Genomic DNA, 26,334 nt, shown 5'->3' with positions numbered 1-26,334 from the left:
CTGCTCGGATTCGTCACAAGCCCGGCGTTGGCAACGGGCCGGCCATCGAGGCCTGCAGCAAGCGCCGCAGGTACGGCATCTGTTCTTCAGCGGCGCGCTCGCCTTGTTCGATGAGATACGGGATGTGCTTCCATTCGGTGAGGCCGATGTGGCGATCGAGCATGGGCATGATCGGCAGCACTTCGGCGTGATGCGCCACACTATAGAAGGCGAAGGTGGCGCGGAGCAGGTGATTGGTCACGATCGTCGACGTCCGCCCCAGCGCGTTCACCAGCGAGCGCACCTCGGCGTTCATCTGACTTTCGAAGCCCATCGCCAGGATGATGTCGCAGCCTTCGCGGATCGCGACGTCGATCGGCAACGGGTTCGAGGCGCCACCGTCCACCAGCAAGCGGCCGTTCACTTCCCAGGCGCGCAGCAACATCGGGATCGCGACACTGGCCCGGGTCGCGTCGGTGATGCGCCCGGAATCAAGCACCACCTTCTCGCCGGTGCGAAAGTCGGTGGCCGACTGTAGCAGGGGGATCTTTGTATCGGCAAACGTGCGCTCGCCGAACAACGACTCGAGCACCTTCCACACCTGCCGATCGTCCACCATGCCCACCTGTTCATGGTATCCCATGAACATCGGGGCGATGGCGCGAAGCAACGAGCGATAGTGCAGCTTGGTGAAGAGATCCTTCCAAAGCACCAGCGTTTGCCGCTCGATGTCGGCGGCGCTGTCACCGAGGGCAAAGAGCGCGCTGTAGATCGCGCCGCCGCTGCACCCTACTGCCACGTCCACCGGAATCTTCTCGCGCTCGAGCACCTTGAGGAGGCCGACCGCGGCCGTGCACTTGATGCCGCCGGACCCGATCACGAGGCCAATGCGCGCCCGGCGTTCGCCGAAGTCGCCCAGCGAACGTTCGCCGGTGGAACCGAGTCGGATGGACATCAGCGGGTCGTCATGTGGGAATCGCGCTCAGCAGTCGGCGCAGATACGGCAGCTGTTCGCGCATGGCCGCGTCGCCTTCGTCGACCAGCAGTGGAATCTTGCCCGTGTCGAACAGGCGGATACGCTGCGAGAACTGCGGAATAACGGCGATCACTTCGCTATGGTGGGCGAGTCCGTGAAAGGCGAACGACGCCTTGAGCAGGTTGTTCGTCATGATGCTGCTGAGCTGAAACGCAAAGCGTCCGCCCGACGTGACCCGCTCTTGATACGGACTCTCGAAGCCCATGGCGATGATCACATGCGCGCCTTCGCGGATCGCCACGCCCACGGGTAGCGGGTCGGAGAGAAAGCCGTCGATGCAGAGGCGGCCGTTCACTTCCCACGGGGCGAAGGCGAACGGAATCGCGATACTCGCGCGCACCGCGTCGGCGATACGCCCCTCGCTGATCGTGACTTGCTCACCGGTACGGAAATCGGTGGCGGTGATGTAGAGCGGGATCTTGCAGTCGGCGAAGGTGAGATCGCCAAAGGCCGTGGTCAACCGCTCCCACACGAGATGGTCCTTCTTGAGGCCGAACCGTTCAGTGAATCCCAGCAGCTTGGGGAAGAGCATGCGCATGAGCGCGGCGCGATCGGGCTGCGCGGTCACGTCGCGCGTCCAGAGGGCGGTGCTCATCGCCGCCGCTTCCTCGGCGTTCTTGCCCAGCGCGATCGCGGCCGCGTAGATCGACCCGCCGCTGCAACCGACCACGAGGTCGATGTCGATGGATTCACGGGCGAGGCATCGCTGCAGGCCGATGGCCGCAGCGCATTTCACGCCGCCGGAGCCGATCACCAGCGCAATGCCGGTTCCTGTCACTTGCTGCCGCCCATGTTGGCGAAGCTCGCGACCGCGCTGTCCACGTCGGCGAAGCACTTCAGGATGCTGGTGAATCCGCTCAGCTCCAGCACCTGTCGCACATTAGGTCGGATATCGGAAATCCGCAGATCGCCGCCGCGCTGACGTGCTTCCTTGAGCGTCGACAACAACACCCGGAGTCCAGCGCTGCTCGTGTATTCCACGGCGCCGAAGTGGGCGACCAGTCGCGTGCGTCCGGCCCCGACCTCGTCGAGCAGGGCGGTGACCAGCGTGTCGGCCGTCAGTGCATCGATGCTTCCGGCTACCGCCACGATCGTGACATGGTCCTGCTGCGTGATCGATATCTGCATGGTCAGACGGGTCCTGAAGAGGAAGCGCTGGCGGCGCCGCGCTTGATAAGCGTCAATCGGTTCAGCATGCCCTGCTCGGTGGACGCCGAGTCGTAGTGCACTTCGTCCACCATCTGCTTCACGAGAAACCAGCCGAGACCACCGATCGGGCGGTCGATCCAGTCGGAGGTGAGGTCAGGAGCCGGGGCGTCGGCGGGGTCGAACGGGTGCCCACGGTCTTCCACCACAATGATGGCATCATCTTGGCTCCGCCGCACGGAAACGCGCGTCGGACCCGGAGCCATGCCGACCGTCTCGTGGTCCACGGCGTGCTCCACAAGATTGGCGCACACTTCGTCCACCGCGAGCACAATCGCATCCGTCGCGCCGGCGCACCCCAGCTCCTCCAGCGCCACGCGCAGGAACTGCCGGATGTCGCCCAGCCGGTCGAGGGTGAGCGGCGACAGCGCGAGGATACGCTCCGCGTCGTGGTCCGTTGGTTCAGCCATGGAGACTCTTGCCGGTCGCGAGAGGGATCTGGAACATGCGGGTCTGGAAGGAAATCGGTTCGGAGTCGTCCACTTCGTCGCCGGCCGCCGACTCGATGGAGTCGGGCGCTGGCCCCTTGGCGGGAAGCATGACGGTGAACGTCGAGCCGCTGCCGGCCTTCGATTCCACTTCGATGTCGCCGCCCATCATGAGTGTGAACCGTCGGCAGAGTGCGAGCCCGAGTCCGGTGCCGCCATGGTCGCGCTGCGTGGTGGCGTCCGCCTGCGCAAAGGCCTGAAAGAGTCGGCCGAACTGTTCGCGGGAGAGTCCGACGCCGGTGTCTTCCACGCTGAGCGCGAGGAAGTCCTCGCCGTGTCGTTCGGTGCGCACGGCGCGCAGTGTGACGGTGCCGTTGGTGGTGAACTTGCCGGCGTTGGAGAGGAGATTGAGCAGCACCTGACGCACCTTGCCGGGATCGGCCGTCATGGTGCCCACGTCTTCCTCGCTGTGCACCACGAACTGATTGCCCTGCTTCTTCACGACCGGCGCGACGGTGGCCTCCACGTCGCGCAGGAGCGTCGCGACATCGACCGGCTCGAGATTGAGATCCATGCGCCCGGCTTCGATCTTCGAAAAGTCGAGCACGTCGTTGATCAGTCCCAATAGATGCTTGCCGGCGCCGGTGATCTTTTTGAGGTCGGCCGCGATTTCACCGGGCGTCATGTCGGCCGCGTCTTCCTGCAGCATTTCGCTGTAGCCGATGATGGCGTTCAGCGGGGTGCGCAACTCGTGGCTCATGTTGGCCAGGAACATGCTCTTGGCGCGGCTGGCCGACTCCGCCTTCTGCTGCGCCTCGGTCGCGGCATCGCGCGCCGCGCCGAGGGCGTTGATCGAGTCGTCGAGTTCCGTGCGTTGTCGCACACTGTCACGGTGCAAGCGGGCCTCGCGCGCACGGAAGTACGCCACAAGCGCCGCCACGGACAGCGATAGGATGATACTGGCCAGCAGGAGGGAGGCTGGGGACACGATGGTACCGATTCAGGTGATCCGATCCCAAAAGGCATTTCTCTGCGCAGCGCACGCAGAGGGAACTACTGGAGCAGCCCGACCAACTTTCCCACTTCCTTGAAGGCTGAAATAACCGCGTCGAGGTCATCCTTGCTGTGCGCCGCGCTCACCTGACAGCGCACGCGCGCCTCCCCCTTGGGCACCACCGGGAAGCCGAAGCCGGTCACGAACACGCCGCGGTCGAGCAGCATTTCGCTGACCTTGATGGCCAGCGCCGTCTCGCCCACGATGATCGGTATGATGGGCGTCTCACCCGGAAGCGGCTGGAATCCGGCCTCCTGAATTGCCGCGCGGAAGTATGCCGCGTTGTCGTGCAGCTTGGTGACCAGCTCGGGGTGTGCCTCCGTGTATTCAATGGCGGCCAGCGAACTGGCGGTCACTGTGGGCGGGAGTGCATTGGAGAACAGCTGCGGCCGCGAGCGCTGCGTCATCATGTCGCAGAGCGCCGCCGGGCCGGCAATGAATCCGCCGGCCGCGCCGCCGAGTGCTTTGCCGAGTGTGGAGGTAATAATGTCGACCTCGCCCATCACCCCGAAATGCTCGGCCGTCCCGCGTCCGGTTTTTCCCAGCACGCCGGTGGCGTGCGAGTCGTCCATGACCACGATGGCGTCGTGGTCGCGGGCGATCTGCAGAATTTCAGGGAGCTTGGCGATTGAGCCTTCCATCGAGAACACGCCGTCGGTCCAGATGATCTTGCGCTTGGCGCCATGCGCACCGCGCAGCTTCTCACGCAGGTCGTCCATGTCGCTGTGCTTGTAGACCGCCGTCGTGCACTTGGTGATCGACTTGGCCAGACGCACCGAGTCGATAATCGAGGCGTGGTTGAGCGCGTCGGATACGACGAAGTCCCCTTCGCGGGCGATCGTGGGCGTGAGCGCTTCGTTGGCGTTCCAGGCCGACACGTACGAGAGCGAGGCTTCGGCGCCCACGAACCGGGCGATCGCGGTTTCGAGATCGCGATGCAGCGTGAAGGTGCCGCAGATGAAGCGGACCGAGGCCGTGCCAGCGCCGTACTGCTCGAGCGCGTGAATGCCGGCCTGAACCACGGCCGGTTCGTTGGCGAGGCCGAGGTAGTTGTTGGACGACAGGACAATGACTTCGCCGCGTCCTTCCATCCGCACTCGGGCGCCCTGCGGCGACTCGAGGTAGTTGAGACGCTTGTATGTGCCGGCGGCCTTGAGCGCGTCGAGCTCGGCCTGCAGTTCAGTCTTGAGTGACATGGGGAAGCCCGGTCTACAGCTGGAAGATGATCTTGCCGGCGTCGCCGGACTTGATCAGGTGCATCGCGTCATCAACCGCTTCGAGCGGGAGGCGGTGCGTGATCACAGGGGTCGGATCGAAGTTGCCGGAGGCCACGAACCGCGACATCTGGTGCCAGGTGTCGTACATGCGCCGGCCGACCACGCCGTAGATGGTGAGGCCCTTGAAAATGATCTCGGTGGCGAAATCGATGTCGATCGACTTGGACGGAATGCCGAGCATGTTGACGCGGCCGGCGGGGCGGCAGAGCGCGAACGCTTGGTGCACGGCCGAGGGAACGCCCGACATTTCCAGCACGACGTCGGCGCCGTTGCCGTCGGACGCTTTCATGACGGCCGCCTTGGCGTCGTCGGGATGGACGGCGTCGTGGGCGCCCATGGTACGGGCGAGCTCGAGACGCTTGGGGTTCACGTCGGTGGCGATGATACGCGCGGCACCGGCGGCTTTGCAGATGCCAACGGCGAAGGCGCCGATCGGACCGCACCCGGTGATCAGCACGACCGCGCCCGGAATGTTGGCGGTAAGCGCGGTGTGGAAGGCGTTGCCCATCGGGTCGTGAATGCCGCCGATGTCGTAACTGATCGAATCGTCGAGGTGCCAGACGTTGGTAGCGGGCATCGCGATGTACTCGGCGAAGCAGCCGTCACGGTCGACGCCGATGATCTTGGTGGACGGGTCGGCGTGCGCGTTGCCGGTGCGGCTGAACAGCGAGCGCTCGTCGACGATGTGTCCCTCGGCGGTGACGCGGTCGCCGACCTTCACGCTCTCGACAAAGCTGCCGACGGCGACGACATCGCCGGCGAACTCATGGCCGCAGATGAACGGCGGCTTGCAGCGTCCGGAAGCCCAGGCGTCCCACTCGTAGATGTGCACGTCGGTGCCGCAGACGCCGGCGCTGCGCACGCGAATGAGCACCTCGTCGTCGCGGATCGTAGGCTCAGGCACCTCGGTCAGCGTCAGTCCACGACCAGCCGTTTGCTTCACCAGCGCTTTCATGTCACTCCCAGGAGAGATCGTCGTGCGGTCAGAACGCGAAAAGTCGCACGCGCGCGGAGCGCGTGGAAGTCCGGATTTCGACGTCCGATTTTGGATTCGGGTGATGTAATCGCGCGCGTTCTTTATACGCGCTATTGCGCACTTGAATTATCCACGCGTATATTCGCGTGAATTCAACGACTTGCGTGTTCTGTCCACATCCGGGTGTCCGTGGTTCCCGCTACACGGCAACAGGGTGCGCAATCCTCATCGGCAACGCGTGGCCATAAAACGGCACGAGTTCCTCGAGCAGTCCACGGTCGCTTCGGCGACCACCTCTGGCGTGGCGAACCGCAGTTCGGTTCAGGCCACGGTTTCGTCGTCGCTGCTCGCGCCTGTGCGCGGAGCGACGGCTTGCTCCGCTGTCGCCATGGCGATGCGTGAGCCGCGCAGTCTTCGTGTCGTCGCCTCCCACGACACCATCGGCATTCGATGTGGTATTCGTTGCCTCGCGCGCATCTCCCCCGTCCTTCGTGAACGTCCTGTGCGGCCGCGTTACGCGTTTTGCGTTTCTGCGCTGTGTGGTGCTCCTGCCTGGTCCCGTCGCTGGTCGACGCGGACATCCACCTGCACGACTCCTCTGGAGACCGTGTAGCGCATAAGACCGCGGTGCATGCGCCGCGCCTTGTGTGAGCTCACCTTTCCACCGGGGGAAAGGGAGTGCGATCCAACCCTCCTCGAGAGGATTTTTCGAAATGGCTCCTGCCAAGAAGGCCGCCAAGAAGGCGGCAAAGAAGGGTGGCCGTAAGGTCGCGAAGAAGGCGACCCGCAAGGTCGCGAAGAAGGGCGCAAAGAAGGCCGCGAAGAAGTCGGTGAAGAAGGCGGCCAAGAAGGCGACCCGTAAGACCGCCAAGAAGGCGACCCGCAAGGTTGCCAAGAAGGCTGCAAAGAAGGGTGCCAAGAAGGCCACGAAGAAGGCCGCGAAGAAGGGCGCCAAGAAGGCTGCGAAGAAGGGTGCCCGCAAGGCCACCAAGCGCGCCAAGAAGGTTGTCGCTCCGGCGCCGGTCGCCGCGTAATTACGCGTTCGTGCCGTTTGCAGGTGTATAAACGCGAAGGCGCCGGCATGTCTGCCGGCGCCTTTCACGTTTCCATGAGGTCCTTCAATGTCCTTCGATCTTGTTCAGGAGGCGGCGACGAACTCCGTCACGCGCTCGATCTCCAGCACCTCGTCGTCGGGCACCGGACCCCACACGAAGGCGGCGAAACGCGACGGACGATCGCCGGGTCCACCGTCGGCGATCACGATCCCCATGGGTTCGCGCTGTTGCAGCACGAGCACTGACTCTTTGAGACGCATTGTGGGTGATCCTCCACCCCGAGTGTGAGCACTGCAGAGTCGCACAGAAGCGACTCGTCGCAGTCTGTATAAGCACGCCCAGTGCCACCTGGTGCTAATTTCTAAAGTGTTGATATTAAACAACTTAAAAACGAACGCCGACGTGAGCCACGTCGGCGGTGTCCTACTGACACGTCACAAATTCAAGTTCTGTGTGTGTAAACGACACAGGCGCGTGCCGGTTCCCGACTCAGCGCCGCTTAGGCGACGGCGAAATCCTTCCGCGCCATGAATGTCTCGCGAAGTCCCACGGTCTTCTCGACGGAGATCGTCCAGCCGCGGTAGCGAGAGCGCAGCTCCTCGAGCGGGAAGCCATCATGCATGCTCTCGGTACCGGCCGCGATCGTTTCCACGAGATGCACGCCGCCGTCGACCGTCGCACTCTGCAGCACCTCGATCACGCGGGCGCGATCCTGCGTGGTGAGACCGGCAAAGGCGGTCGGTGAGCAGACCACGCCATGCAATTCCACGTCGGGCGCCCAGCCACCAAGATCGGCGCAGTAGCCACGAACGCGCTCGGTAAGCCCTGCGGCTTCAGCCGCCCGCACGACGCGCTCTACGGCGTCTTCGGCGGGCTCCACGGCGGTCACGGCACACCCGCGTGCCGCGAGATACAGCGCCGGGCCTTCCCGCTCCGCACCGGCCACCAGCACATGCCGATCGCTGGAGTCGGCGAGGGCGCGGACCAGCATCGCGTTGGGGTCGATGCCCCAGTGCTCGGGCGTCTGGTACTGCGCGAGCATCTTGAGCCGACGGCGCTTCCACGTGGCGTACGTGGGCAGTCGCAGACGTTTGGTGATCAGCCGGTCGACTTCCTGCCACACGACCATCTCGGTGAGCGCGATCTGATCCTGCTTGCGCAGCACTTCCACGGCTTCGTCGCCGATCTTGAGCAGCGCGCCGCGCGACACCGAGTCCTTGTAGTCCTCGATCTCACGTTCGACGAACAGCTCGTACTCGTACTTGAGCGATCGGGGAGATTGGATAGCAGTGCCCCAGAGGTGTGGATGGAATGTGGATAAAGTAGGTGTCGCCTGCCGGAACGCAAGAGGAAATCGGCGTCGTATTTGTGATCCTCGCACTTCCAAGTGTCTTTCGGCATTACAGTTGGGATGGTGCCGCGACAGTGCTACCGCGCGGCGCCTCCGTCCCGTCTCCTTTACCCCCGCCGTATGCCCGAGCTGCCCGAAGTCGAATTCGCCGCCTCGCGCCTGCGTTCGGCGGTCGCCGGCCGCGTGATCTCCCGCCTCGACGCCTTGCACCCGTCCCAACAGTGCCACCTACCGGAGGAGGCCAGACGGGCCGCCGAAGGGCTCACGATCGACCGGGTGGAACGCCGAGCCAAGATCCAGCTGGTGCATCTGCAGGGCGGGGCGATTCTCGAGGTGCATTTCCGGATGACCGGCGACTGGGAGTTCACTCGCGCGGGTGAGGCGCCCCCGCGCCACGAGCGGGTGCGTCTGGAAACGGCCGACGGCGTGCGCGTGTCGTTAGTGGACAGTCGGGCGCTCAGCGTGGTGCGACTGCACGCCGCCGGTGCCTTCGTGCCGCCGGCGATCGGCCCCGAACCACTCACCGACGACTTCACGGTCGACGGGTTTCGCACCGCGCTGGCGAGACGCCGCGGACCGATCAAGCCGGCGCTGCTCGATCAGAAACTGGTCGCCGGCGTGGGCAACATCTACGCATCGGAAGCGCTGTGGGAAGCGCGCGTGCATCCGGCCACCGGCGCCAACACGTTGTCGCGCGAACGCGTGACGCGCCTGCGCGATGCGGTGCGCCTGGTGCTCGAGACGGCGCCGACCGAGCGCTACTATGGGCGTGACGACGTGGACGAGAACGAGATCTGGCGCGTGTACGGCCGCGACGGTGAACCGTGTCGCCGTTGCGGCGCGACGCTCAAGCGCTTGCCGCAGGCCGGACGCAGCAGCTTCTACTGCCCGCGCTGTCAGCGACGCTAGACCGCACGCGACACACCGTGGGCTGCGGCGCGGTCGAAGCACGCCAGCGTGTCGGCCGCCGTCTTCGCCCAGCTAAATCGCGCGGCTTGCGCGTGTCCATCAGCGATGAGTGCATCACGCAGCCCCGGCTCCTGCAGCACGCGCATCATCTGCGCGGTCAACGCCCGCGCGTCGTTCCACGCAAAGCGCAGCGCCGCTTCGCCGGCCACTTCCGGCAATGAACTGGCGTCGGCGCAGATCACCGCGCCGCCCACGCGCATGGCTTCGAGCACCGGCAAGCCGAAGCCCTCGTAGCGCGACGGAAACACGAGCGCCGTGGCGCGCCGATACAGCGCCACTAACTGCTCGTCGGTCACGTATCCCACATGCGTGAGCCAGGGGGCGGCGCCGTACAGCGCGCGCGTGGCCGGCGACATCCCGGGACCGCACTGCACCAACGTGACAGTCATCCCGTGCGCATGCAGCAGGGCCATCGCCTCGTACAGCGTACGCAGATTCTTGCGCCCTTCCTGACCACCCACCGTGAGGAAGAACGGGCCGGAGGGCGTTGCCGCGTGCGCCGGAAGAGGGGGACGCGTTTCGGCGAGCGAGAGGTCGTCGAGTGGCAGGTCGTCGGCGGCCAGCAGTGTGACCGACACGCGCGACGGATCGACCTGCAACCGTTCCACGATCTCGCGCTTGCTGAACTCGGAAATGGTGAGCACGGCCGTGGCCATCGCGGCGGTGCGCTGATAGCGGCGGCGATACTTGAGTCGCTTGAGCACGCGCCACCACTGATCATCCAGCTGCAGCATGGGCGCGAGGTCGAGCGTGCTTACCACCATCGGCCGGCGCGCCGCTTTCGTGATGAGATTCCACGGATACCACACGACGTCGGCGTCGGTCTGCGATAACGTATCGATGAGCGCGATACTGGTGCGCGCCGGAATCATCTCGTGCCATGAGGCCAACAATTCTATGAGTGGCGCCGCGTCGTCGAGACGCGACACATACATCGTGAAGCGCATGCCGGGTCGCTGCTGCACGAATTGCCGCAGCAGGTTGCGCACGTAGCGCCCGATCCCGCGGCGTTCGCCCAGCAGCTTGGTGGCTTCGATGGCCAGATGCATCGTCGACACCGTCAAACAACGCGACGGAAACAGGCGAGCGTCTGATCGGCCACGCGCGACCACGAAAAGCGCGACGCATGCACGATGCCGGCAGCGATCTGCGCCTCTCGCAACACGGGATCGTTCGCCAGTCGCGTCATCTGCGCGGCCAACGCCGCGGCATCCTCCCACGGAAACAGCAGCGCGGCGCTCCCCGCCACTTCCGGTAAGGCGCTGCTGTCGGCGCAGATCACCGGGCAGCCGGCGCGCATGGCTTCGAGTACCGGTAAGCCAAACCCCTCGTAGCGCGACGGCAGTACCAACGCCACGGCGCGACGATACAGCGTGACCAACTCGGCGTCGCTCACGAATCCCACGTGATGCAACCACGGCGCTTGGCCGGCGATCGCCCGCGTGTTCGACGACATGCCGGGGCCGCACTGCACGAGCGGAATACGCAGACCATTCGCGTAGAGCGCGTTCATGGCCGCATACAGCGTGCGCAGATTCTTGCGCCCTTCCTGACCGCCCACCGTCATGAAGAACGGACCGCCAAGGCCCGTGGCGTCGATCGGGCGCGACGCATCCGGGCCCTGGACGGGCAGATCATCGGCCGCGAGCGGCGTCACGGTGATGCGCGAGGCGTCAGCGCCGAGGTAGCGCACGATCTCGGATTTGCTGAACTCCGACACCGTGAGCACCGCCGCGGCGCGCTGCATCGTGTGCTGGTAGCGGCGCGTGAAGCGCAGCCGCTTGAGCAGCTTCCACCAGCGATGATCCAGCTGCAGCATGGGCGCCACGTCGTGCATCGTGACCACCATCGGTCGGTGCGGCGCGGCCACAGTGATGAAATTCCACGGATACCACACCACATCGGCGTCGGTGCGCGGCAACTCGCGCACGTGGGCCACGGTGGTGCGGTCGGGCAGGGCGGCGTGCAGCGTGGCCATATGTGCCCGCAGCAGCGCGATGTCTTCGTCGCGCCGCACGTACATCGTGAATCGAAGCGACGGGTCCCGCTCCACGAACTGCGGCAGCAGGTTGCGCATGTAGCGACCGATGCCACGACGCTCATGCAGCAGCTTGATGGCTTCGATCGCGAGATGCACGCTCAGCTCATCGCTTCGAGCAGGGCACCCTTGAGGTAGCCGGTCTCCGGCACGGTGATCAGTTCAGGATGATCCAGCGGCTGGCCGGTGATGGCGCGCAGCGCGAACGCGCGCCCGCTGTCGGCCGACGCATCCTGCAACATCTCGAAGAAATGCCCGCGCGACAGATGAAAGCTGCAGCTGGCGGTGAACAGCAGGCCGCCCGGCGCCAGCAAGCGCATGGCCTGCAGGTTGATGTCCTTGTACCCGCGGAGCGCGCCGTCGATGGCGCTCCTGGTTTTCGCAAACGCCGGCGGGTCGACCACGATCGTGTCGAAGCGACGGCCCTCGCGGTACCACGCGCGCAGGATATCGAAGGCGTCGCCCTCCACCGGCTCGATGTTGGTGAGTCCGTTACGCTCAGCATGCTCATGCACGCGTGCCAAGGCCGGCGCCGATACATCAAGCGCGAACACCTGGTCGGCCTTCTTGGCCAGATGCAGCGCGAAGCTGCCGTGATACGCAAAACAATCCAGCGCCTGACCGCGGGCCAGTGATCCGATCAGCACACGGTTCTCGCGCTGATCGAGGAACGCGCCCGTCTTCTGGCCATCCCACGGCGCGGCGAGATAGCGCACGCCGTGCTCCACCACTTCCACCGTACGCGGCACCTCGCCGTACAGCAGCTTCACTTCGCGCGGCAGCCCTTCGCGACCGCGCGCGGCGGGATCGTTGCGCGCCAGAATGCCTGTGCAGCCCGTGAGCTCCACCAGCGATGACACGATGGTGTCGGTCCAGGCATCCACGCCGGCCGACAGCAACTGCACCACCAGCACGTCGCCGTACTTGTCGACGACCAGCGACGGCAAGCCGTCGCCTTCACCGTGCACGAGTCGATACGCGTTCGCTTCACCGGCCAACGACGCTCGACGTGCGATCGCCGTGCGCAGCTTCTGGTGCCACCAGGCGGCATCGGGCGTGCGCGAGAGATCGGTCTCGACACGACGCAACGAGATTTCCGACAGCGGACTCCACAACGCAAAGCCCAACGGCGCGCCGTCGGGGCCTTCTATTGGCACGATGCCGGCGGGCTGCGACGGCCGGCGTTCGACATCGGAACGGAACACCCACGGATGTCCCCCTCGCAGACGCTGCACGGCGCGACGGGACACCACCGCGGCCCCTTCCATACGGGGAGCGCGACTCATCGTGTGCCTTGGCGCTTCGCCCGCTTGATGTCGGCGATCGCCTGCTGATGCTCGGCGAACGTGGTACGGAATTCGTGACCGCCATCGGCGCGCGCCACGAAGAACAGATACGGCACATCGGCCGGCGCCAGCGCAGCGGCAATCGATGCTTCACCGGGTGAGGCGATCGGGCCCGGCGGCAGGCCAACGTACTTGTACGTGTTGTACTTCGATTCCACGTCGAGATCCTTGTAGAACACGCGATCCACGTGTTGCGGGAGCGCGTACTGCACGGTGGGATCGGCCTGCAGCAGCATGCCCTTCTTCACGCGATTCCAGTAGACGGCCGAGATCAGCGCGCGCTCTTCAGGCTTGCGCGCTTCCTTCTCGACGATGGACGCCATGGTGATGGCATCGTGCCGCGAAATCGCCATCGCTTTCACGCGCGCATCCCATTCGGGCTTCCAGACAGATTCGAAGCGCTCGAGCATCGCATTCACCGCCTCGCGCGCCGTGGTGCCATCGGCGAACGCGTAGGTGGCGGGAAAGAGGTATCCCTCGAGCGACGCGGCCGGCACGTTGAGCTTCCGCCGCCACGTGGTGTCGGTCACGGCGACCCGCACGGAGTCTTCCGGCACCGACAGCGCTTTGGTCAGTACGGGCGCGATGTCGCGCAGATCGAAGCCTTCGGGAATGACCACCGTGCGCATGATGCCGCGCCCGGTGACGAGCGCGTCGAGCACATAGGCATAGCCGGCGCCCGATGGAAATTGATAGGTGCCGGGCTTGATGGTGCGCTCGCGTCCGGCGGCCGCCGTGTACCAGCGAAACAAGCGCGGCGATCCGATCACATCGTGCACCGCCAGTGACTCGGCGGCGGCGAGCATCGATGCGCCCTTGGGAATCATCACGCGCTCGCTGGACGTGGTACCATCACCACCGCCTTCGATCTCGCCGTACGCGTACCACGCGGCCACCACGAGGGCGGAGAGCAACAGGATACGGGTCAGGCCGCCGCGTGAGCGCGAGCGCCGTGCCATTTACGCCTCGACCAGCTCGCCCAGCGTGACGCCCTGCGCCGACGCCCGCAGCACGCCTTCCAGCAGAATGCAGGCGGCCAATGCGTCCACCTCTTCTTTGCGACCGCGCGTGCTGCCGCCCTGCTCCTTGATGCTGCGGAGCGCGGCCGACGTGGTGAAGCGCTCGTCGACCAAACGCACGGGGAGCGGCTGACGCGAAATCAGCTTGGCGGCCACATCGCGCACTTCGCGGCAGCGATCGGTTTCCAGACCCGCCGGATCGATCGGCAAGCCGAACACGTAGCCGGTCACGCCGAGTTCGTCGGCGCGGCGCATCAGTTCGGCGATCGGCGGCCGTTTGCCCGCGCGGCGCGTGATGGTGCCGGCGGACGACGCGAGCATGCCCAGTTCATCACTGACGGCCAGCCCGATACGCTTGTCCCCCCAGTCCACAGCGAGGAGGCGTCCGGTCGTAGCATTCATGGCGTGTAGGACATAGAGGTTTTCAGGGTTCCGCCATCTGTTCGAAGAATTCTTTGTTGTTCTCGGCGCGTTCCATACGCTTGATCAGGAACTGCAGCGCCTCGTCGGACGGCATGTCGGCCAGGAACGCGCGGAGTAGATAGATGCGCTGCTGTTCGAACGGCGTGAGCAACAGCTCCTCACGACGGGTGCCCGACTTATTGATGTCGATGGCCGGGAAGATGCGCTGGTTGGCCAGCTTGCGATCGAGCACGAGCTCCATGTTGCCGGTGCCCTTGAACTCCTCGAAGATCAGCTCGTCCATGCGCGAGTTCGTCTCGATGAGGGCGGTGGCCACGATCGTGAGCGAGCCGCCTTCCTTGAGATTGCGGGCTGCGCCGAAGAATGCCTTGGGCTTCTGCATCGCCGACGCTTCCATGCCGCCCGACATGATCTTGCCGCCCTGCGGGGCCACGGCGTTGTGCGCGCGGGCCAGTCGCGTAATGGAATCGAGCAGAATCACGACGTCCTGCCCCGACTCCACCATGCGCTTGGCCTTTTCGATGACCATGTCGGCCACCTGCACATGGCGGTCGGCCGTTTCGTCGAACGTGGAGCAGATGACCTCGGCCTTGGGACAGCTGGCCTGCATGTCGGTCACTTCTTCCGGGCGCTCGTCGATCAGCAGCACGATGAGCGTGATCTCGGGATGGTTCTCGATGATCGCGTTCGCGAGCTGCTGCATGAGGATCGTCTTGCCACCCTTTGGCGGGGCAACGATGAGGGCGCGCTGGCCCTTCCCGAGCGGGGCGATGATGTCGCAGATACGGGTTGCGACTTCGCCGTTGCTCCGCTCGAGGCGGATGCGTTCGTCGGGGTACTTCGCGGTCAGGTTGTCGAAGGCGCTACGCAATTTCGACTGCTCAGGGTCACCACCGTTGATGCGCTCCACCTTGAGGAGCGCGAGATAGCGTTCCCACTCCTTCGGCGGGCGGACTTCCCCCATCACCGTATCACCGGTGCGGAGGTCGAAGCGCTTCACCTGCGAAGGGGAGACGTAGATATCGTCCGGGCCGTGCAGATAATTGAAGTCCTGCGACCGGAGAAAGCCGTAGCCTTCCGGGAGGACTTCGAGGACGCCTTCACCGTACAGCGTCGTTTCGGCATCGAGCAGAGCCTGCTCGATACGGAAGATCAACTCCTGCTTACGAAGGCCGCTGGTACTCGTGACATGCAATGACGCGGCCAGCGCCAGGAGTTCAGGAACAGACTTCCGCTTCAGCTCGGCTACGTGCACTAGGCATGGGAAACGAGAGTGACCGCAGGCCGAACGGACGCGCATGGCAGGACTCGAACCTGCGACCTTCTGCTCCGGAGGCAGACGCTCTATCCAACTGAGCTACACGCGCAACGCCGGATCGTGGCATCCCCGAAGGAACACCGTTCGTCGGCTAGACGGGACAAGTTAATCCGCTGGTGACGACTGGGGCAAGGAAGCCTCGACGTATGGGCGTCGGTCAATTTCTTCACGGAACGCCCGGAGGGCCTGCGTGAACGCGCCGCGGGCCCGCAGGTGCGTGATGTTGGTGCCGGTATAGCGCCGCAGCGTCATGCGCAGATTGGCGGCCTCGTGGAAATCGAGCTGCGAGGCCACCGAGTCGAGCGTGTGTCCCGGCTCGTCGAGCAGCCCGGCCGCCACCAGAATCCGACACCACGTCAGAAATGGCCGCAGAGGCGGGAGTCGCGCTGCGGTGAGCCGGTTCTGCAGGGTGCGGCGTGACAGGCCGAACACGGCGGCCACGCCATCGCGGTCGAGGTGCTCATCGGAGTGCTCCAGCACGTATGACAGCAGGGGATGCAAGCGCTGCGGCACGACGTCGGCCAACGCATCCACGATCCGGTGACTGATGACGCGTTGGGTGGCCGAGGCCACGATCCGGGCGAAGACGTGGCGCAGTTCGTCGAGATCCTGGCGGACCAAGTCCTGTACGCCGGCGCGGGCGATTTCGAGCAGGTCCTGCGACTCGATGGCGCGCACATCGCACCAGGCGATCACGGGGTGCTGCGGAAACCCCTCACGCAGGCGCCGCAGTGCAAGCAGCGCCGGGGCATTGGTCCCGCCGCCCGCTTCCACGACGGTGAGTGCCACGCGACCACTGCTCACGGCGATCAACAGCTCGACCTCATCAACGCACGGCACAACCACCGCTCCCAAGGGAACGATGTTGCGGAGACGATCGATCGTCGGGGACGACGACGGGATCCATCCGATGCCGAGCTCAGGCGTCACGTTGCTCTTGGCGTGGAAAGGATCGATGGCATGGTGAAAAAGTCGTTGCCCACGGCGTTCGGTGATTGCCCACCGTGATGACGTACCCCCGGACAGATGCCCGTATCACTGGGTATCCCCTTCCCGGAGTATGACGTGATCGATTCCCGCCGCCTGCTGCTTGTTGCTCTGCTCACCATCGCCCCGCTCGTCGCAGCATGCCAGACGCCGACTGGCAATGACAACGGCGACCCGAACACGCCGCCGCCGGCGGATACGACGCGCAAGGATATGCGGCCGTGGGGCTGAGGTTGAAAAGTCACCGGCTACCGCAATGCGGTGAGTCGTTCGATGCCGACGCGAAGCGCCCGCTGACGAACCTTGGGAACCACCTTTACGGCAGGGGCTTCACGCGGCGCGCTGCGGCTCCAGCTGGCCTCCATCTCGTCGGCGCGGAACACGAACTCGTGATAACCGTGGCGCGCGGAGAGATCGCGACCGGCTCGGAGCATCGCGTGAGCCCCGTCCAGGTCATCGATTTCGTGAAGCGCACCAGCGCCATGGATGAGGACTTGCGCGGCGTCGTGCGCCTGGTTGGCGTCGCGAATCGCCCGTTCAATCGCCTCACGTGTCGTGGCCACCTGTTCACGCCTTTGGAGTTTGGCCGCCGCCCGGATCGCACCTCCCAAAACGAGCAATCGCATGCGCGGCACGCTGAGCCGCTCCAGCGCATGCGTGAAGCCGCGCAGGGCCGGTTCAGGAAAGCCGGCGTGCAGGGCCACGACTGAAAGCTCGAAGAGTGCGATATAGCGCAACTCCGAGTCTTCGGCACTCGCGTCGTGTAACTGCCATCCATACAACAGCGCATCGCCCAACTGCTGGCGATTGATGGCCAACGTAATGAGGCCCTGACAGGCCATCGTGTACGCCCCGCCACCGGGCACGGCTAAATTCAGCGCCTTGCGATAACTCGCTTCGGCCGCCGGTATGTTGCCGCGCATGTCACTCAACAGCGCGCGGCCGATGTGGCCGCGCGCAGCCAGTGGCGCATCACGTTCACGCGTGGCGCGCACCACGACCCGGTCGTAGCAGTCCTGTGCGGCGGCGAAGTCGTTCATCTGTCGCGCGATGCGCCCCAAATGCAACGTGGCCAGCGTGGCGGTGACCGCATCGGCGTGCGCCGTGAGTCGGCACACCGCTGCCACGGTGGTAAACGCCAACTCGTAGCAGCCGGCGATCTCCATGGCTTCGGCTGCCACGCGAAAACGCTCGGCGATGCGCGGAATCGGCACCGTAGGTTCCGGCAACGCATCGTGCACCATGCTGGGGCGCTGATCGCCGAACTCGGCCAACAGCGCCGTAGACTGGGCCAGCGCCTGCTCGGAAGGCGCGGAACCGCCTGCCAGCATATCGGCCGACTGTGCCACCGACAGCCATGACATGAGCTGTGCGCCGAGGTCGACACCACGATCCGTGGCACCGCCCGCGTCGGCCGCAAAGGCTTGCAGGGGAGAGAGAGGCTTACGCATAGAGCTCCGGAATACGTGACAATGTAAGGGTCAATACTGCCAATGCATTCATCCGCATGAATTCACGCATTTGGTGGCGTCGGCCCCCGCCCCGGTCGACTAGCTGGCGCGCGTCCATTCGGACTCGAGCTCGGTGAGGGTGTTGATCATGTGTCGCAGCGCGCGCACGCGTCGCAGGCGGGCCGTACGACGTTCCTCGTCGTTCGGCGCCTTCTCGATGTCCGAGATCGCCGCGTCGAGATCAGCCGTGATGGCGCGCAGGTCGCGGACAATACGCAGCGTCGGATCCCCTTTGTCGGACAGGGAATCGAGAACGGCACGGAGCGCGCGCGGCATGACCATGCCCCAACATGTCACGGTGCTCACCAAAACAACCGAACACGGTGGGCAACTACCGAACACCGTGGGCAACGACTTTCAGAAATCGGCGGTTTTCTTTCAGATCGGGGTCGACATCATGCATTTCAACGTGCCGGGCGCATCGATGATGCGACCGCGAATGGGCGTTTTCGCGAGTGCATCGGTCGCTGCGATGGTGGCGTGTGGGGGTACCGCGACTGATCGCGCAGGTCGCGATGGCGCCGCGGCCGACGGCGCGACCGCGATCAGCCTTATCGACAGCGTGGCGGTGGTGGAAACCGACAGCGTCTTCGTGGGCAAGCCGAATGCCATCGCGGTTGACGCGGCCGGGCGCGTGTACATCTCCGACATGTCGGAGAAGCGCGTGCTGCGGGTGGAGCGCGACGGCTCGGGGCTTGTGCCCATTACCCGCAGCGGCGGCGGCCCGCGTGAAGTGATGCGACCCACGTCGTTGGCGCTCGTCGGCGACAGCGTGCTGGCGGTGCAGGACGGCGGGCAGCGCCGTGCGACACTGTTCGACCGCACCACGACACAGCCACGACGGTCGATCGCGATGGGCTGGCCGAGTACGACTATTCGAGGGTGGCACGACGGCCTGCTGGTGGGCTCGCTGCCGGCCGACAGCGGGACGGCGTTCGCGCTGTTGACGGATAGCGCTACCGCACCGCAGCGCGGCGGATCCGTGCCGCGCATCTATAACGAGGAGCCCGCTCATCGCGCAGGCGTTCGGCAGCGTGGAAGTCGCGCGCGATGACCGCACCGTGGTGGGCGTGTTCGAAGCGTCGAACATGGTGTATCGCTGGCACCTGTCGTCGCCGTCCATCGATTCGGTGGCGCTGGTCGTCACCACGCGACGCGGCGCGCGCGCCGAGGTGATGCTGGAGCTGCTGCGCGATCCCTCGCAGGCGCCGGCGTCAGCCTTCACGTGGTCGTTCCCGATGCTCGTGGGCATGCTCGCCGGCGAGCGCTCGGCGGCGATCACGTACGACCCCGCCTTCGCGTAGGGCGACTTCACGGGGCCGGCGCACCCGCAAGTGGTGGACTGGCGTTCGCGACGCAGTTGCCGTGAAGTCCAGCTACCGGTCTCGGCGGAAATACCGGCGTGCTATTCGGGGCGTGGCGATACGCTCACGGCGCTGGTGCAGCATGCAGAGGGTGAGACCTCGGGCACGTGGATCGTGCGCTGGGTGATTGGGGCGGCGCGGTATTGAGGTGTCCGCGCCGGGGACGAGAACACGTGGCGCTGCGCGTAAATACGCGGCAAGCGAACACGGTGGGCAAGCGGAGAACATGGTGGGCAACGAGAATTGAGTATCTGCGAATTCGCTATTGCATACCAATGATTCCGCTTCAAAAATGAAGTCGCAATCGCGGCATCACGTATTGAATCCTTTGGTCTTGAACGGAGAAGCGAGTGGGTCGACTGGGAATCGGCGGGGGAATGCATGCTGCTTGACACCGGCGCATACGGTGAAGGCAAAGTCGAGCTGCATTGGGTGGAGCTCCGTGTTCGTATGGGTGCGCTGGCGGAACTGTTCGCCAAGTTGCGACTAGCGGTCACCGTCGCCGACGCCTGTGCAGCCCTTGGCGTTTCCGATCGCCGTGAGCTGTCGCGCGAGCTCGCCCGAAGCCGACTGCCGCCGTTTCGGTTGCTGAAGAACTGGTTTCAGGTCGTCGAGATGGCCGATCACTCAAAAGGCGGCATCTCGCTATGCAACTTGGCACTCAGTCGCGGCGAGTACCCCGTGGATAAGCGTACGGATTTACCACCTTTCCATGAGGCGGTGCGGTAGCGATCTGCGTTCGTTCGGTGGGTTCACGACGAACGAGAGGAGGGGCGATGGACATGATGGATAGCGAGGGGCAGCGACTCGCGACGCAGCGGGTGTGGAGTGAGGACAAGGGGCAGTGCATCGTGGCGGCGTGGCGACGGAGTGGCGAGTCGCCTGCGGCGTTCGCGCGACGCTACGGCATCGCGGTGCACCGACTCTACTATCGGATCACGACGACGGACGCGCACGGTCCCGTGCCCGAATGCGGACCGGTAGGGTTCCATCCCGGGCGCGTGCTGCCGGAGCGAGGCGACGCGGGTGACGCTGCACCGATGGAGATTCGGATGATTCGTGTTCGCGGTGTGGCGCCCGAGGCGATCTGCGCGGTGCCGGCTGCGCTCAAGCAGTACGGCTGAGATGTTCACGCTGTCCGGCGGCGATCCGGATCCACGTGGCCGCCGCGCTCTGCGACTTGCGACGCGGCGGTGATGGATTCCCCGCGCTCACGCCGAGCGTGATCGGCGCGGACCCCATGAGCGGCCATCTGTTTGTGGTCCTGAATAGGCGACGCGACCGCATCACACTGTTCGCGTGGGATTGCATCGGTTTATGGTCGAGTACAAGCGAGTGGAACGCGGCACGTTTCGACTGCCGATGGCTTTGCGGGCGGGGCAGCAGAACGTGGAAGTGGATGCGGGCGAGTGGATGCTCATGCGTGATGGACTCGATCTGTGGAATGGCCGTCGGCAGCCGCGCTGGCATCGGTCGCCACACGAGCCGCAACGTACCGCAGCCGTGCGGGCCGTGTGATCCTGCACGAGGGACATCGATGAACGCCGCATGCGCCCCGCGAAATGTGCAACACGAAGTACACACAGCGAAATGCGTACAGCGACCCCTCGTCCAATTCAACTGTCATGACTCCACTGCGAGACCGCCCACAGGGGACGCGCATCGACACGCGCCGTATGGTCGTGGCCGTCAGCACGCAGCTCTTCAGTCTGCTGCGTCTCCAGCTCGCAGCCTACGCGTTCGGTGATTGGCCGCTGCTCTGCCAAGCCGATTCTCTCGACGATGTCCAGCACGCCTTGCGCACAGGATGCGATGACCTGATCATCGATCCCGTGTCTTGGCCGAACGCGCACGGCATGAGCGACGAACAGCTGATGCAACTCGCGAGTGGATGGAAGGCATCACACCCTCGTACGCGTGCGGTCGTCTATACCGCCCCCGAGGCCAACAGCGTCGCGATCGTGCGGCGACTCCTCTCGCTGCTCCCGGCCATCTGGCGCGATGCGCCGCTGCAGGCGGCCATCGAGTCGATCGCGTCGACCGTCTGCGGTGCCCACCGGTGGCCGCAGGCAGATCGTCTTCGTGCCCTTCTGGATGACGTCAGGAGAAGCCCGGCGATGTGGACGACCAAGCGCATCGCCGCAGAGCTCTGCTGCAGTCAGAAGACGATCAATCGCTACCTCGCCGCCAGCGGCTTGCCGTCTCTTGCCCAGTCCATACGCGCCGCGCGTAGTGCGTACGCTCTGGCGCTGCTGAATCAGCGAGTGATCTCTGCCGCTGAGATCGCCGAGCTGTGCGGGTGGAGTGACCCCCGCTCCGTCCGCCGCGCCCTGAGAGCACAGAAGCTCCTTCAAAAGTTGGACGACGACTCTGTCCCTGTTTGGTCCTTGTCGACCCAATCGCCCCGTTGAATAGTCTGCGTGTTCACTCTGTCTGACATTCCAACACGAGAGGCCTATGCATCGGCGCATCAGGACGTTCGTATCTGCAGTGACCATTGCCGTCGGCGGCATGATCCTGCTCAATCCCAAGACCGCGCTCGCTGGAGAGGGGCAAACCTGCTGCACCTCAGCAAACGGGCAGGCGCAGTGCTGCGGCTGGCATTGCGAAGCAACCATGACGACTTGTGACGCCTGCACCGGATTCTGGAACTGCCTTCTTACCTGATCGACGCTTCTATTCACCTCTTCTAGGGAACGAGTATGACGACGAGACAGATGAAGCGGATGCGGGCGCTTGCGATGATGGTCATCGGAGCCGGCGCGTTCATGTTGGCGTCTCCGCGACCGGTGATGGCCGAGTCCGGCGATGTGTGTTGTCAGGTTGGCAGCGGACCGAGATGTTGCGGCGGCGCGTGTGAGGCCACCGCGACTAGCTGCGAGGCCTGTACCACGTTCTTGGGCTGCCTACTCTTTTGAGCGCGTGCCGCGTCCAGCTGCTTCGACATGCGTTCCGACTCGTCAGCGGGGCGCGTGTTGGATTGGTGAGTGGCTTGCTCGGCGTCGTGGCATGTAGCGCATCAGACACCGCACGCACGCGCACGAGCGAGCCTGCTGCAACAACGCCGGCGGTGGCAAGCTCGGACGAAGGACCGTCGTTGCGCATTGCACCGCTCTGGCAAACGGATGCGGAGGCGTCGTTCAGCTACATCATCGACCTCGATGTGGATCGGCACGGGGCCGTCTACGTGGCCGATGCCGCTCCGTTCAGCGTCACGGTGATCTCGCCGCACGGCCGAGTGCTGCGAACCATCGGACGTCCGGGCGCGGGCCCTGGCGAGTTCCGAGGCATCGGCAGTGTGCAGGCGGGCGAAGGCGATACGCTGTTCGTCTTCGACAACGTGCTACAGCGCATCAACGCCTTCCGATCCGGTGACGACAGTGTCGTGTACTCGCGCACGGTGACCAATCAGGGCTCCGGCTCGCCGGAACGGGTGTACCGCATTGGCGCCACGTCGCAGTTGCTGGCCACCTACATGGCGCCGGTCCGAGCGCAGGCATCGGATGCGCAGTTTGCCGACCGACGCATGGTGGTGCGGGTGCTCGGTACGGAAGGCACGCTGGTCCGCGACTCGTTGCTGACGGGAATCGGTCGCTCGAATCTCTTCCGCCGCATGGGTTCGATGATATCCGTGGGCACCAACGTCTTCGGCCGACAACCGATCGTTCGCTTCTCTGCCGGCAAGCGAGTCGTGTATGCGCGCACCGACACGGTGGCGGTCACGGTGGTAGCGCTCGATGGCAGCGAGGCTCGTCGGTGTGCCATGACCACCTCGCCCGTGGCCGTGCGTCCCGACGACCTCGCACGTGAACGGGAGCGAACCAGCGCCCGCCTGCGCGATGTGCTCTCCGATTCGATGCCGGTGGCGTGGCCGCCGCTCGCCGATGTCGTGGTCGATGAACACGACGGCGTGTGGCTCGGGCTCACCGGTGCCGGCGGTCAACCCGATCGCTGGGTGTGGTGCGATGTGGACGGCGTCGTGCGCGGCACGGTGCGCTTTCCTGCCGACATGCGCCTCGCAGCCGTCCGCGCGAACCATCTGTATACCATCGGAAGCGACGAGAATCAGGTGCCTTCCGTGTACGCCTTTCGTCTGCTCGACTCTCTCGCTGCGGAGCGTGGCCATGGCCGAAAGTAGCCGCTGGGGAACCATCTCGTCTGCGCTGCTCACGGTCTGCGCCTTGCTCGTCACCGCAGCGGTGGTGCGGCGGGAGTTCTTTCCTCCGGTACGCAGCGCACCGAAGAACCGTGAGCTGCGCGAGGCGCTTGAATCGTGGGGGGTCGGCAGACGAATGGGTCCGGAATCCGCACCGGTCGCGCTGCTTGTTTTCTCCGACTTCCAATGTCCGTTCTGCTCCGTGCTTCAGCAGAATCTCAAACGGATTCGTGAACGGTATCCCGACGCGATTCGCGTAGAGTATCGCCACATGCCCATCGAGAATCTTCACCCCTACGCCTTTGATGCCGCGTTAGCCGCCGAATGCGCGGGCGACCAAGATCGTTTCGAACGCTTTCATGATGCACTCTTCGAATCTCAGGATTCGATTCCCTCGGAGCAATGGAGCGCATTCGCACGCAAGAGCGGCGTTGCGGATGTGGCCGCCTTTGAACGGTGCGTCACCAGTCGGCGGTTCGACACGCGAGTAAAGGCTGACATGGCGCAGGCGCGTACTCTGAAGTTGAGTGGCACCCCGAGCGTCATCGTGGGCTCGACCCTGCTCGGTGGAACGCCCAGCGTCAGCGTCCTTGATAGCATCGTGCGCGCGAATGTTCCCTCGGTTGTTCCCGCCGTCGGCGGAAGGCGCCAACCCGCACGGTGAGTACCCGCACGCGCAGTCGCCGGCGCCCCGGCGCGGGACCAATAGAAACGAGTCGCTTCACTCCCTGTTTCGGCGACCTAGAATTGGTCGTGAAAAGTGTACCCGGCCTGCCGCCGTGACGTCGAAGCTCCGAAACGTTTCGATGATAAACCACGGCATGTCTGGCTAGGGGAGACGCGACGTCGCTGTTACGTCACCACCGTGCTCTATATCCGCATCGGCGGAGACAATAAACTCCGTCGGCAGGCGGTGTATTTGCCGTACGAAGAAAGCTGCGACCCCTCGCTCGCGAAGTGCTGCAAGGTAGGCGGCAAGGCTTTGTGCCTCCTGTCAGTGCCACCGCACCCTACTTTATCGCAGCAAATCTCCTCATTCTGCCACCGCCAGAAGAGTGGAACTATCAATTGACACTGGCGAACGCGGGAGCGAACCTTCCAGAATGGCAAATCGTCGATTCTTACTTGTTGATCGCACTGTAGCACGATCCAGTTGATGTTTTGCGACTCAGATCGATCCAGCTGAAAGACCGGCTTTAACATTGCCGGAGCAACAGATTGCGCAACATGAACTGTGTTCGCCATCAAACGCGCATCGCGCATGAGTGATCGCACGCGCCCGAGGACCGAGAAACTCAACCCATTGGTGATCGGCACCTTCGCGTCGCTTCCGATTGTGCCCCGCGCCGTTTTGAGAAACGCGGCCATCATCAGATTCGCTTTCACGTGAGTCGATTCGCCAGCGGTCCGTCTCCCTGCTGTGACCAGATCTCGCGCTGCTTGGCGCGCTCGAATCACCCCGTGCGCAGCATTTCGCCATCGCGCGATCCCGCCCCTCTCTCCATACTTGTCTCGCCTCCGCCGTGGCAACCTTTCCGCGCTACGGCGACTCCAATTGCGTGCCATCGCTCGGCGTCGCGCATCCGCACGCGCCGGCTTCGCTACTGACGATCCCAATGCAGACACCTCCCAGTCGTCCCGCTCGTGTTCTCGGCCCGCTGGTGGTCGCGCCACTGCTCGCTGCGCTCACGTTCACCGCCTGCAACAAGGGCGACGCCGCCGCTACCACCGATTCCGCCAGCGCCACCTCCACCGCCGCTCAGGAAGCGGCCGAGGAAGCCGGCCGCCCGGCCTTGGCCCTGCCGGTGATGGCCGAAGAGGCGCGCGACGGCGACCTGGTGCTGCGGGTAACCACCACGGGGCAGATCCGCTCCGACGCGGCGGTAAAGCTGCGCGCCGAAGTGGCGGGCACGGTGGCGCAGCTCGTGGTACGACCCGGGCAGTCGGTGTCCAAGGGACAGGTGCTGGCCCGTCTCGATGGGTATCCCTTCGATCTCTCGGTGCGCGACGCGCAGGCCAGCACCGATGAAGCCGAGCAGCGCTTTCTGGAAAGCTTCGTGCCCGAGTCAGTGGTCACGGGCCGTGGCCCGACGCCGGAACAGCGCAAGGCCCTGATGAACAAAGCCGGCCTGGTTGGCGCGCGATTGCGCCTCGAACGCGCCAAGTACGAGCAGGATCGCGCCACGATCCGGAGCCCCGTAAATGGCATCGTAGACGCCATCGAGATCTCGGCCGGCGAGAAGGTCAGTGCCGGGCAGCCGCTGCTCACGGTAGTCGACACGCGCAATCTGCGTATCGAGGCGCAGGTGCTCGAGCATGACTTGCCGCTGGTGCGGGTGGGCGGTGAAGCCAGCATCAGCAGCGCTGGCGCGCAGGGTCGATTGCTACGTGGTCGGGTGGATGCGCTGTTGCCGTTGGTAGACTCCGTCACGCGCGCCGGCCGCGCCATCGTGCGCGTGCAGGGCGACGGTACGCTACGCCCCGGGATGTATGCCGACGTGCAACTCGAGGCCACGCGATTGCCGGGCCGACGCATGGTACCGTCGCGTGCCGTCATCGAGCGCGATGGACGACCGCTGGTGTTCGTGGTGAAAGACGGACGCGCGCAGTGGACCTACATCGTGCCGGGTCGCACGAATGGCATCGACACCGAGGTGCTGCCTGATTCCACCACCGGGCAGATTCCGGTGAATCCGGGCGATCAGATCATTACCGAAGGACATCTCACGCTCACGCACGACGCGCCGGTACGCGTGACGGCGCCGCGCGAAGCGTCGCCCGCTACCGGTGCGTCGGGTGAACGTGCGCCGAGCGATCGTGCGCCGAAACTCAAGCGATAGG

General features: G+C 64.9%; 31 protein-coding genes and 1 tRNA gene. 13 read left to right on the top strand and 19 right to left on the bottom strand.

Features of this window, described 5'->3' with window-relative positions; genetic code table 11:
* Positions 1–13: 13 nt before the first annotated feature.
* The 7 genes from RMP10_RS13890 to tdh form a co-directional block, all read right to left on the bottom strand.
* Complete coding sequence (locus RMP10_RS13890; protein ID WP_310570816.1) at positions 14–934, bottom strand: patatin-like phospholipase family protein; 921 nt, start codon at positions 932–934, stop codon at positions 14–16.
* Positions 935–944: 10 nt separating this feature from the next.
* Positions 945–1,793, bottom strand: a complete 849-nt coding sequence (locus RMP10_RS13885) for a patatin-like phospholipase family protein (RefSeq protein ID WP_310570815.1) — start codon at positions 1,791–1,793, stop codon at positions 945–947.
* The gene (locus tag RMP10_RS13880) at positions 1,790–2,143 is read right to left on the bottom strand and encodes an STAS domain-containing protein (RefSeq protein WP_310570814.1); all 354 of its coding nucleotides are present in this window, start codon (positions 2,141–2,143) and stop codon (positions 1,790–1,792) included. The genes RMP10_RS13885 and RMP10_RS13880 overlap by 4 nt, the downstream gene beginning before the upstream one ends.
* 2 nt (positions 2,144–2,145) lie before the next feature.
* A complete protein-coding gene (locus RMP10_RS13875; protein ID WP_310570813.1) occupies positions 2,146–2,631 on the bottom strand; it encodes an ATP-binding protein in 486 nt (161 codons plus the stop codon).
* A complete protein-coding gene (locus RMP10_RS13870) occupies positions 2,624–3,637 on the bottom strand; it encodes an ATP-binding protein (protein ID WP_310570812.1) in 1,014 nt (337 codons plus the stop codon). Before RMP10_RS13870 ends, RMP10_RS13875 begins: the two co-directional genes overlap by 8 nt.
* Before the next feature lie 65 nt (positions 3,638–3,702).
* Positions 3,703–4,899, bottom strand: a complete 1,197-nt coding sequence (locus tag RMP10_RS13865; protein WP_310570811.1) for a glycine C-acetyltransferase — start codon at positions 4,897–4,899, stop codon at positions 3,703–3,705.
* 13 nt (positions 4,900–4,912) lie between these two features.
* Positions 4,913–5,935 (bottom strand): L-threonine 3-dehydrogenase, encoded by a 1,023-nt coding sequence (tdh, locus tag RMP10_RS13860; RefSeq protein ID WP_309670622.1) that lies wholly within the window; start codon positions 5,933–5,935, stop codon positions 4,913–4,915.
* A gap of 734 nt (positions 5,936–6,669) precedes the next feature.
* Between tdh and RMP10_RS13855 the strand changes: the two genes are divergently transcribed.
* The gene (locus RMP10_RS13855) at positions 6,670–6,990 is read left to right on the top strand and encodes a hypothetical protein (RefSeq protein ID WP_206044394.1); all 321 of its coding nucleotides are present in this window, start codon (positions 6,670–6,672) and stop codon (positions 6,988–6,990) included.
* A 104-nt stretch (positions 6,991–7,094) separates the two neighbouring features.
* On the opposite strand, the gene RMP10_RS13850 is transcribed toward RMP10_RS13855, so the two are convergent.
* Positions 7,095–7,271: a hypothetical protein gene (locus tag RMP10_RS13850; RefSeq protein WP_171225541.1), complete on the bottom strand. Its 177-nt coding sequence runs from the start codon at positions 7,269–7,271 to the stop codon at positions 7,095–7,097.
* Between the two features lie 239 nt (positions 7,272–7,510).
* Positions 7,511–8,221 carry a hypothetical protein gene (locus RMP10_RS13845; RefSeq protein ID WP_310570810.1) on the bottom strand — a complete coding sequence of 237 codons (711 nt, stop codon included), beginning with the start codon at positions 8,219–8,221 and terminating at the stop codon, positions 7,511–7,513.
* A 261-nt stretch (positions 8,222–8,482) separates the two neighbouring features.
* Here RMP10_RS13845 and mutM point away from each other — a divergent pair, with 261 nt between their 5' ends.
* Positions 8,483–9,271 carry a bifunctional DNA-formamidopyrimidine glycosylase/DNA-(apurinic or apyrimidinic site) lyase gene (mutM, locus tag RMP10_RS13840; protein WP_310570809.1) on the top strand — a complete coding sequence of 263 codons (789 nt, stop codon included), beginning with the start codon at positions 8,483–8,485 and terminating at the stop codon, positions 9,269–9,271.
* Here mutM and RMP10_RS13835 read toward each other — a convergent pair.
* The 8 genes from RMP10_RS13835 to RMP10_RS13800 all read right to left on the bottom strand — a co-directional run bounded on the left by RMP10_RS13835 (position 9,268) and on the right by RMP10_RS13800 (position 16,405).
* The gene (locus RMP10_RS13835) at positions 9,268–10,380 is read right to left on the bottom strand and encodes a glycosyltransferase family 1 protein (RefSeq protein WP_310570875.1); all 1,113 of its coding nucleotides are present in this window, start codon (positions 10,378–10,380) and stop codon (positions 9,268–9,270) included. The genes mutM and RMP10_RS13835 overlap by 4 nt on opposite strands.
* An 11-nt stretch (positions 10,381–10,391) precedes the next feature.
* Positions 10,392–11,468, bottom strand: a complete 1,077-nt coding sequence (locus RMP10_RS13830) for a glycosyltransferase family 1 protein (protein ID WP_310570808.1) — start codon at positions 11,466–11,468, stop codon at positions 10,392–10,394.
* A gap of 2 nt (positions 11,469–11,470) precedes the next feature.
* Positions 11,471–12,655 carry a class I SAM-dependent rRNA methyltransferase gene (locus tag RMP10_RS13825; RefSeq protein ID WP_310570807.1) on the bottom strand — a complete coding sequence of 395 codons (1,185 nt, stop codon included), beginning with the start codon at positions 12,653–12,655 and terminating at the stop codon, positions 11,471–11,473.
* The gene (gene mltG / locus RMP10_RS13820; protein WP_310570806.1) at positions 12,652–13,674 is read right to left on the bottom strand and encodes an endolytic transglycosylase MltG; all 1,023 of its coding nucleotides are present in this window, start codon (positions 13,672–13,674) and stop codon (positions 12,652–12,654) included. Before mltG ends, RMP10_RS13825 begins: the two co-directional genes overlap by 4 nt.
* Complete coding sequence (ruvX, locus tag RMP10_RS13815; RefSeq protein ID WP_310570805.1) at positions 13,675–14,136, bottom strand: Holliday junction resolvase RuvX; 462 nt, start codon at positions 14,134–14,136, stop codon at positions 13,675–13,677. It abuts the gene before it with no gap.
* 22 nt (positions 14,137–14,158) lie between these two features.
* Complete coding sequence (gene rho, locus RMP10_RS13810; RefSeq protein WP_345785798.1) at positions 14,159–15,457, bottom strand: transcription termination factor Rho; 1,299 nt, start codon at positions 15,455–15,457, stop codon at positions 14,159–14,161.
* A tRNA-Arg gene (locus RMP10_RS13805) sits at positions 15,451–15,524 on the bottom strand. The genes rho and RMP10_RS13805 overlap by 7 nt, the downstream gene beginning before the upstream one ends.
* 56 nt (positions 15,525–15,580) lie before the next feature.
* Positions 15,581–16,405: a helix-turn-helix domain-containing protein gene (locus RMP10_RS13800; protein WP_310570803.1), complete on the bottom strand. Its 825-nt coding sequence runs from the start codon at positions 16,403–16,405 to the stop codon at positions 15,581–15,583.
* Between the two features lie 135 nt (positions 16,406–16,540).
* Here RMP10_RS13800 and RMP10_RS13795 point away from each other — a divergent pair, with 135 nt between their 5' ends.
* Complete coding sequence (locus RMP10_RS13795) at positions 16,541–16,693, top strand: hypothetical protein (protein WP_310570802.1); 153 nt, start codon at positions 16,541–16,543, stop codon at positions 16,691–16,693.
* 17 nt (positions 16,694–16,710) lie between these two features.
* On the opposite strand, the gene RMP10_RS13790 is transcribed toward RMP10_RS13795, so the two are convergent.
* Both RMP10_RS13790 and RMP10_RS13785 read right to left on the bottom strand, forming a co-directional pair.
* Positions 16,711–17,913 carry a hypothetical protein gene (locus tag RMP10_RS13790; RefSeq protein ID WP_310570801.1) on the bottom strand — a complete coding sequence of 401 codons (1,203 nt, stop codon included), beginning with the start codon at positions 17,911–17,913 and terminating at the stop codon, positions 16,711–16,713.
* Positions 17,914–18,012: 99 nt separating this feature from the next.
* Positions 18,013–18,255 carry a hypothetical protein gene (locus tag RMP10_RS13785; RefSeq protein ID WP_309670837.1) on the bottom strand — a complete coding sequence of 81 codons (243 nt, stop codon included), beginning with the start codon at positions 18,253–18,255 and terminating at the stop codon, positions 18,013–18,015.
* On the opposite strand from RMP10_RS13785, the gene RMP10_RS13780 reads away from it, so the two are divergent.
* The 10 genes from RMP10_RS13780 to RMP10_RS13735 all read left to right on the top strand — a co-directional run bounded on the left by RMP10_RS13780 (position 18,248) and on the right by RMP10_RS13735 (position 26,333).
* Positions 18,248–19,027, top strand: coding sequence for a hypothetical protein (locus tag RMP10_RS13780; RefSeq protein WP_310570800.1), 780 nt, complete (start codon positions 18,248–18,250; stop codon positions 19,025–19,027). The genes RMP10_RS13785 and RMP10_RS13780 overlap by 8 nt on opposite strands.
* Positions 19,008–19,277: a hypothetical protein gene (locus RMP10_RS13775; protein ID WP_309670835.1), complete on the top strand. Its 270-nt coding sequence runs from the start codon at positions 19,008–19,010 to the stop codon at positions 19,275–19,277. Before RMP10_RS13780 ends, RMP10_RS13775 begins: the two co-directional genes overlap by 20 nt.
* 441 nt (positions 19,278–19,718) lie before the next feature.
* On the top strand, positions 19,719–20,066 hold the full coding sequence (locus RMP10_RS13770) for a hypothetical protein (RefSeq protein ID WP_310570799.1): 348 nt from the start codon (positions 19,719–19,721) through the stop codon (positions 20,064–20,066).
* Positions 20,067–20,113: 47 nt separating this feature from the next.
* Positions 20,114–20,461 carry a hypothetical protein gene (locus RMP10_RS13765; RefSeq protein WP_310570798.1) on the top strand — a complete coding sequence of 116 codons (348 nt, stop codon included), beginning with the start codon at positions 20,114–20,116 and terminating at the stop codon, positions 20,459–20,461.
* 175 nt (positions 20,462–20,636) lie between these two features.
* Positions 20,637–20,855 (top strand): hypothetical protein, encoded by a 219-nt coding sequence (locus RMP10_RS13760; protein WP_310570797.1) that lies wholly within the window; start codon positions 20,637–20,639, stop codon positions 20,853–20,855.
* 107 nt (positions 20,856–20,962) lie between these two features.
* Positions 20,963–21,748, top strand: a complete 786-nt coding sequence (locus RMP10_RS13755) for a hypothetical protein (protein ID WP_310570796.1) — start codon at positions 20,963–20,965, stop codon at positions 21,746–21,748.
* Positions 21,749–21,827: 79 nt separating this feature from the next.
* On the top strand, positions 21,828–22,004 hold the full coding sequence (locus tag RMP10_RS13750) for a hypothetical protein (protein ID WP_309670830.1): 177 nt from the start codon (positions 21,828–21,830) through the stop codon (positions 22,002–22,004).
* A 316-nt stretch (positions 22,005–22,320) separates the two neighbouring features.
* Entirely contained in the window at positions 22,321–23,475 is a 1,155-nt protein-coding gene (locus RMP10_RS13745; protein WP_310570795.1) for a hypothetical protein, read from the top strand.
* Complete coding sequence (locus RMP10_RS13740) at positions 23,462–24,157, top strand: thioredoxin domain-containing protein (protein ID WP_309670841.1); 696 nt, start codon at positions 23,462–23,464, stop codon at positions 24,155–24,157. Before RMP10_RS13745 ends, RMP10_RS13740 begins: the two co-directional genes overlap by 14 nt.
* A gap of 859 nt (positions 24,158–25,016) precedes the next feature.
* The gene (locus tag RMP10_RS13735; RefSeq protein WP_310570794.1) at positions 25,017–26,333 is read left to right on the top strand and encodes an efflux RND transporter periplasmic adaptor subunit; all 1,317 of its coding nucleotides are present in this window, start codon (positions 25,017–25,019) and stop codon (positions 26,331–26,333) included.
* Position 26,334: the final 1 nt, after the last annotated feature.

The organism is Gemmatimonas sp., from assembly GCF_031426495.1.
In the GTDB taxonomy this organism is placed as follows: Bacteria; Gemmatimonadota; Gemmatimonadetes; order Gemmatimonadales; family Gemmatimonadaceae; genus Gemmatimonas.
Note: the sequence above shows the minus strand (reverse complement) of the source record. Positions and strands in the feature narration are given on the sequence as shown.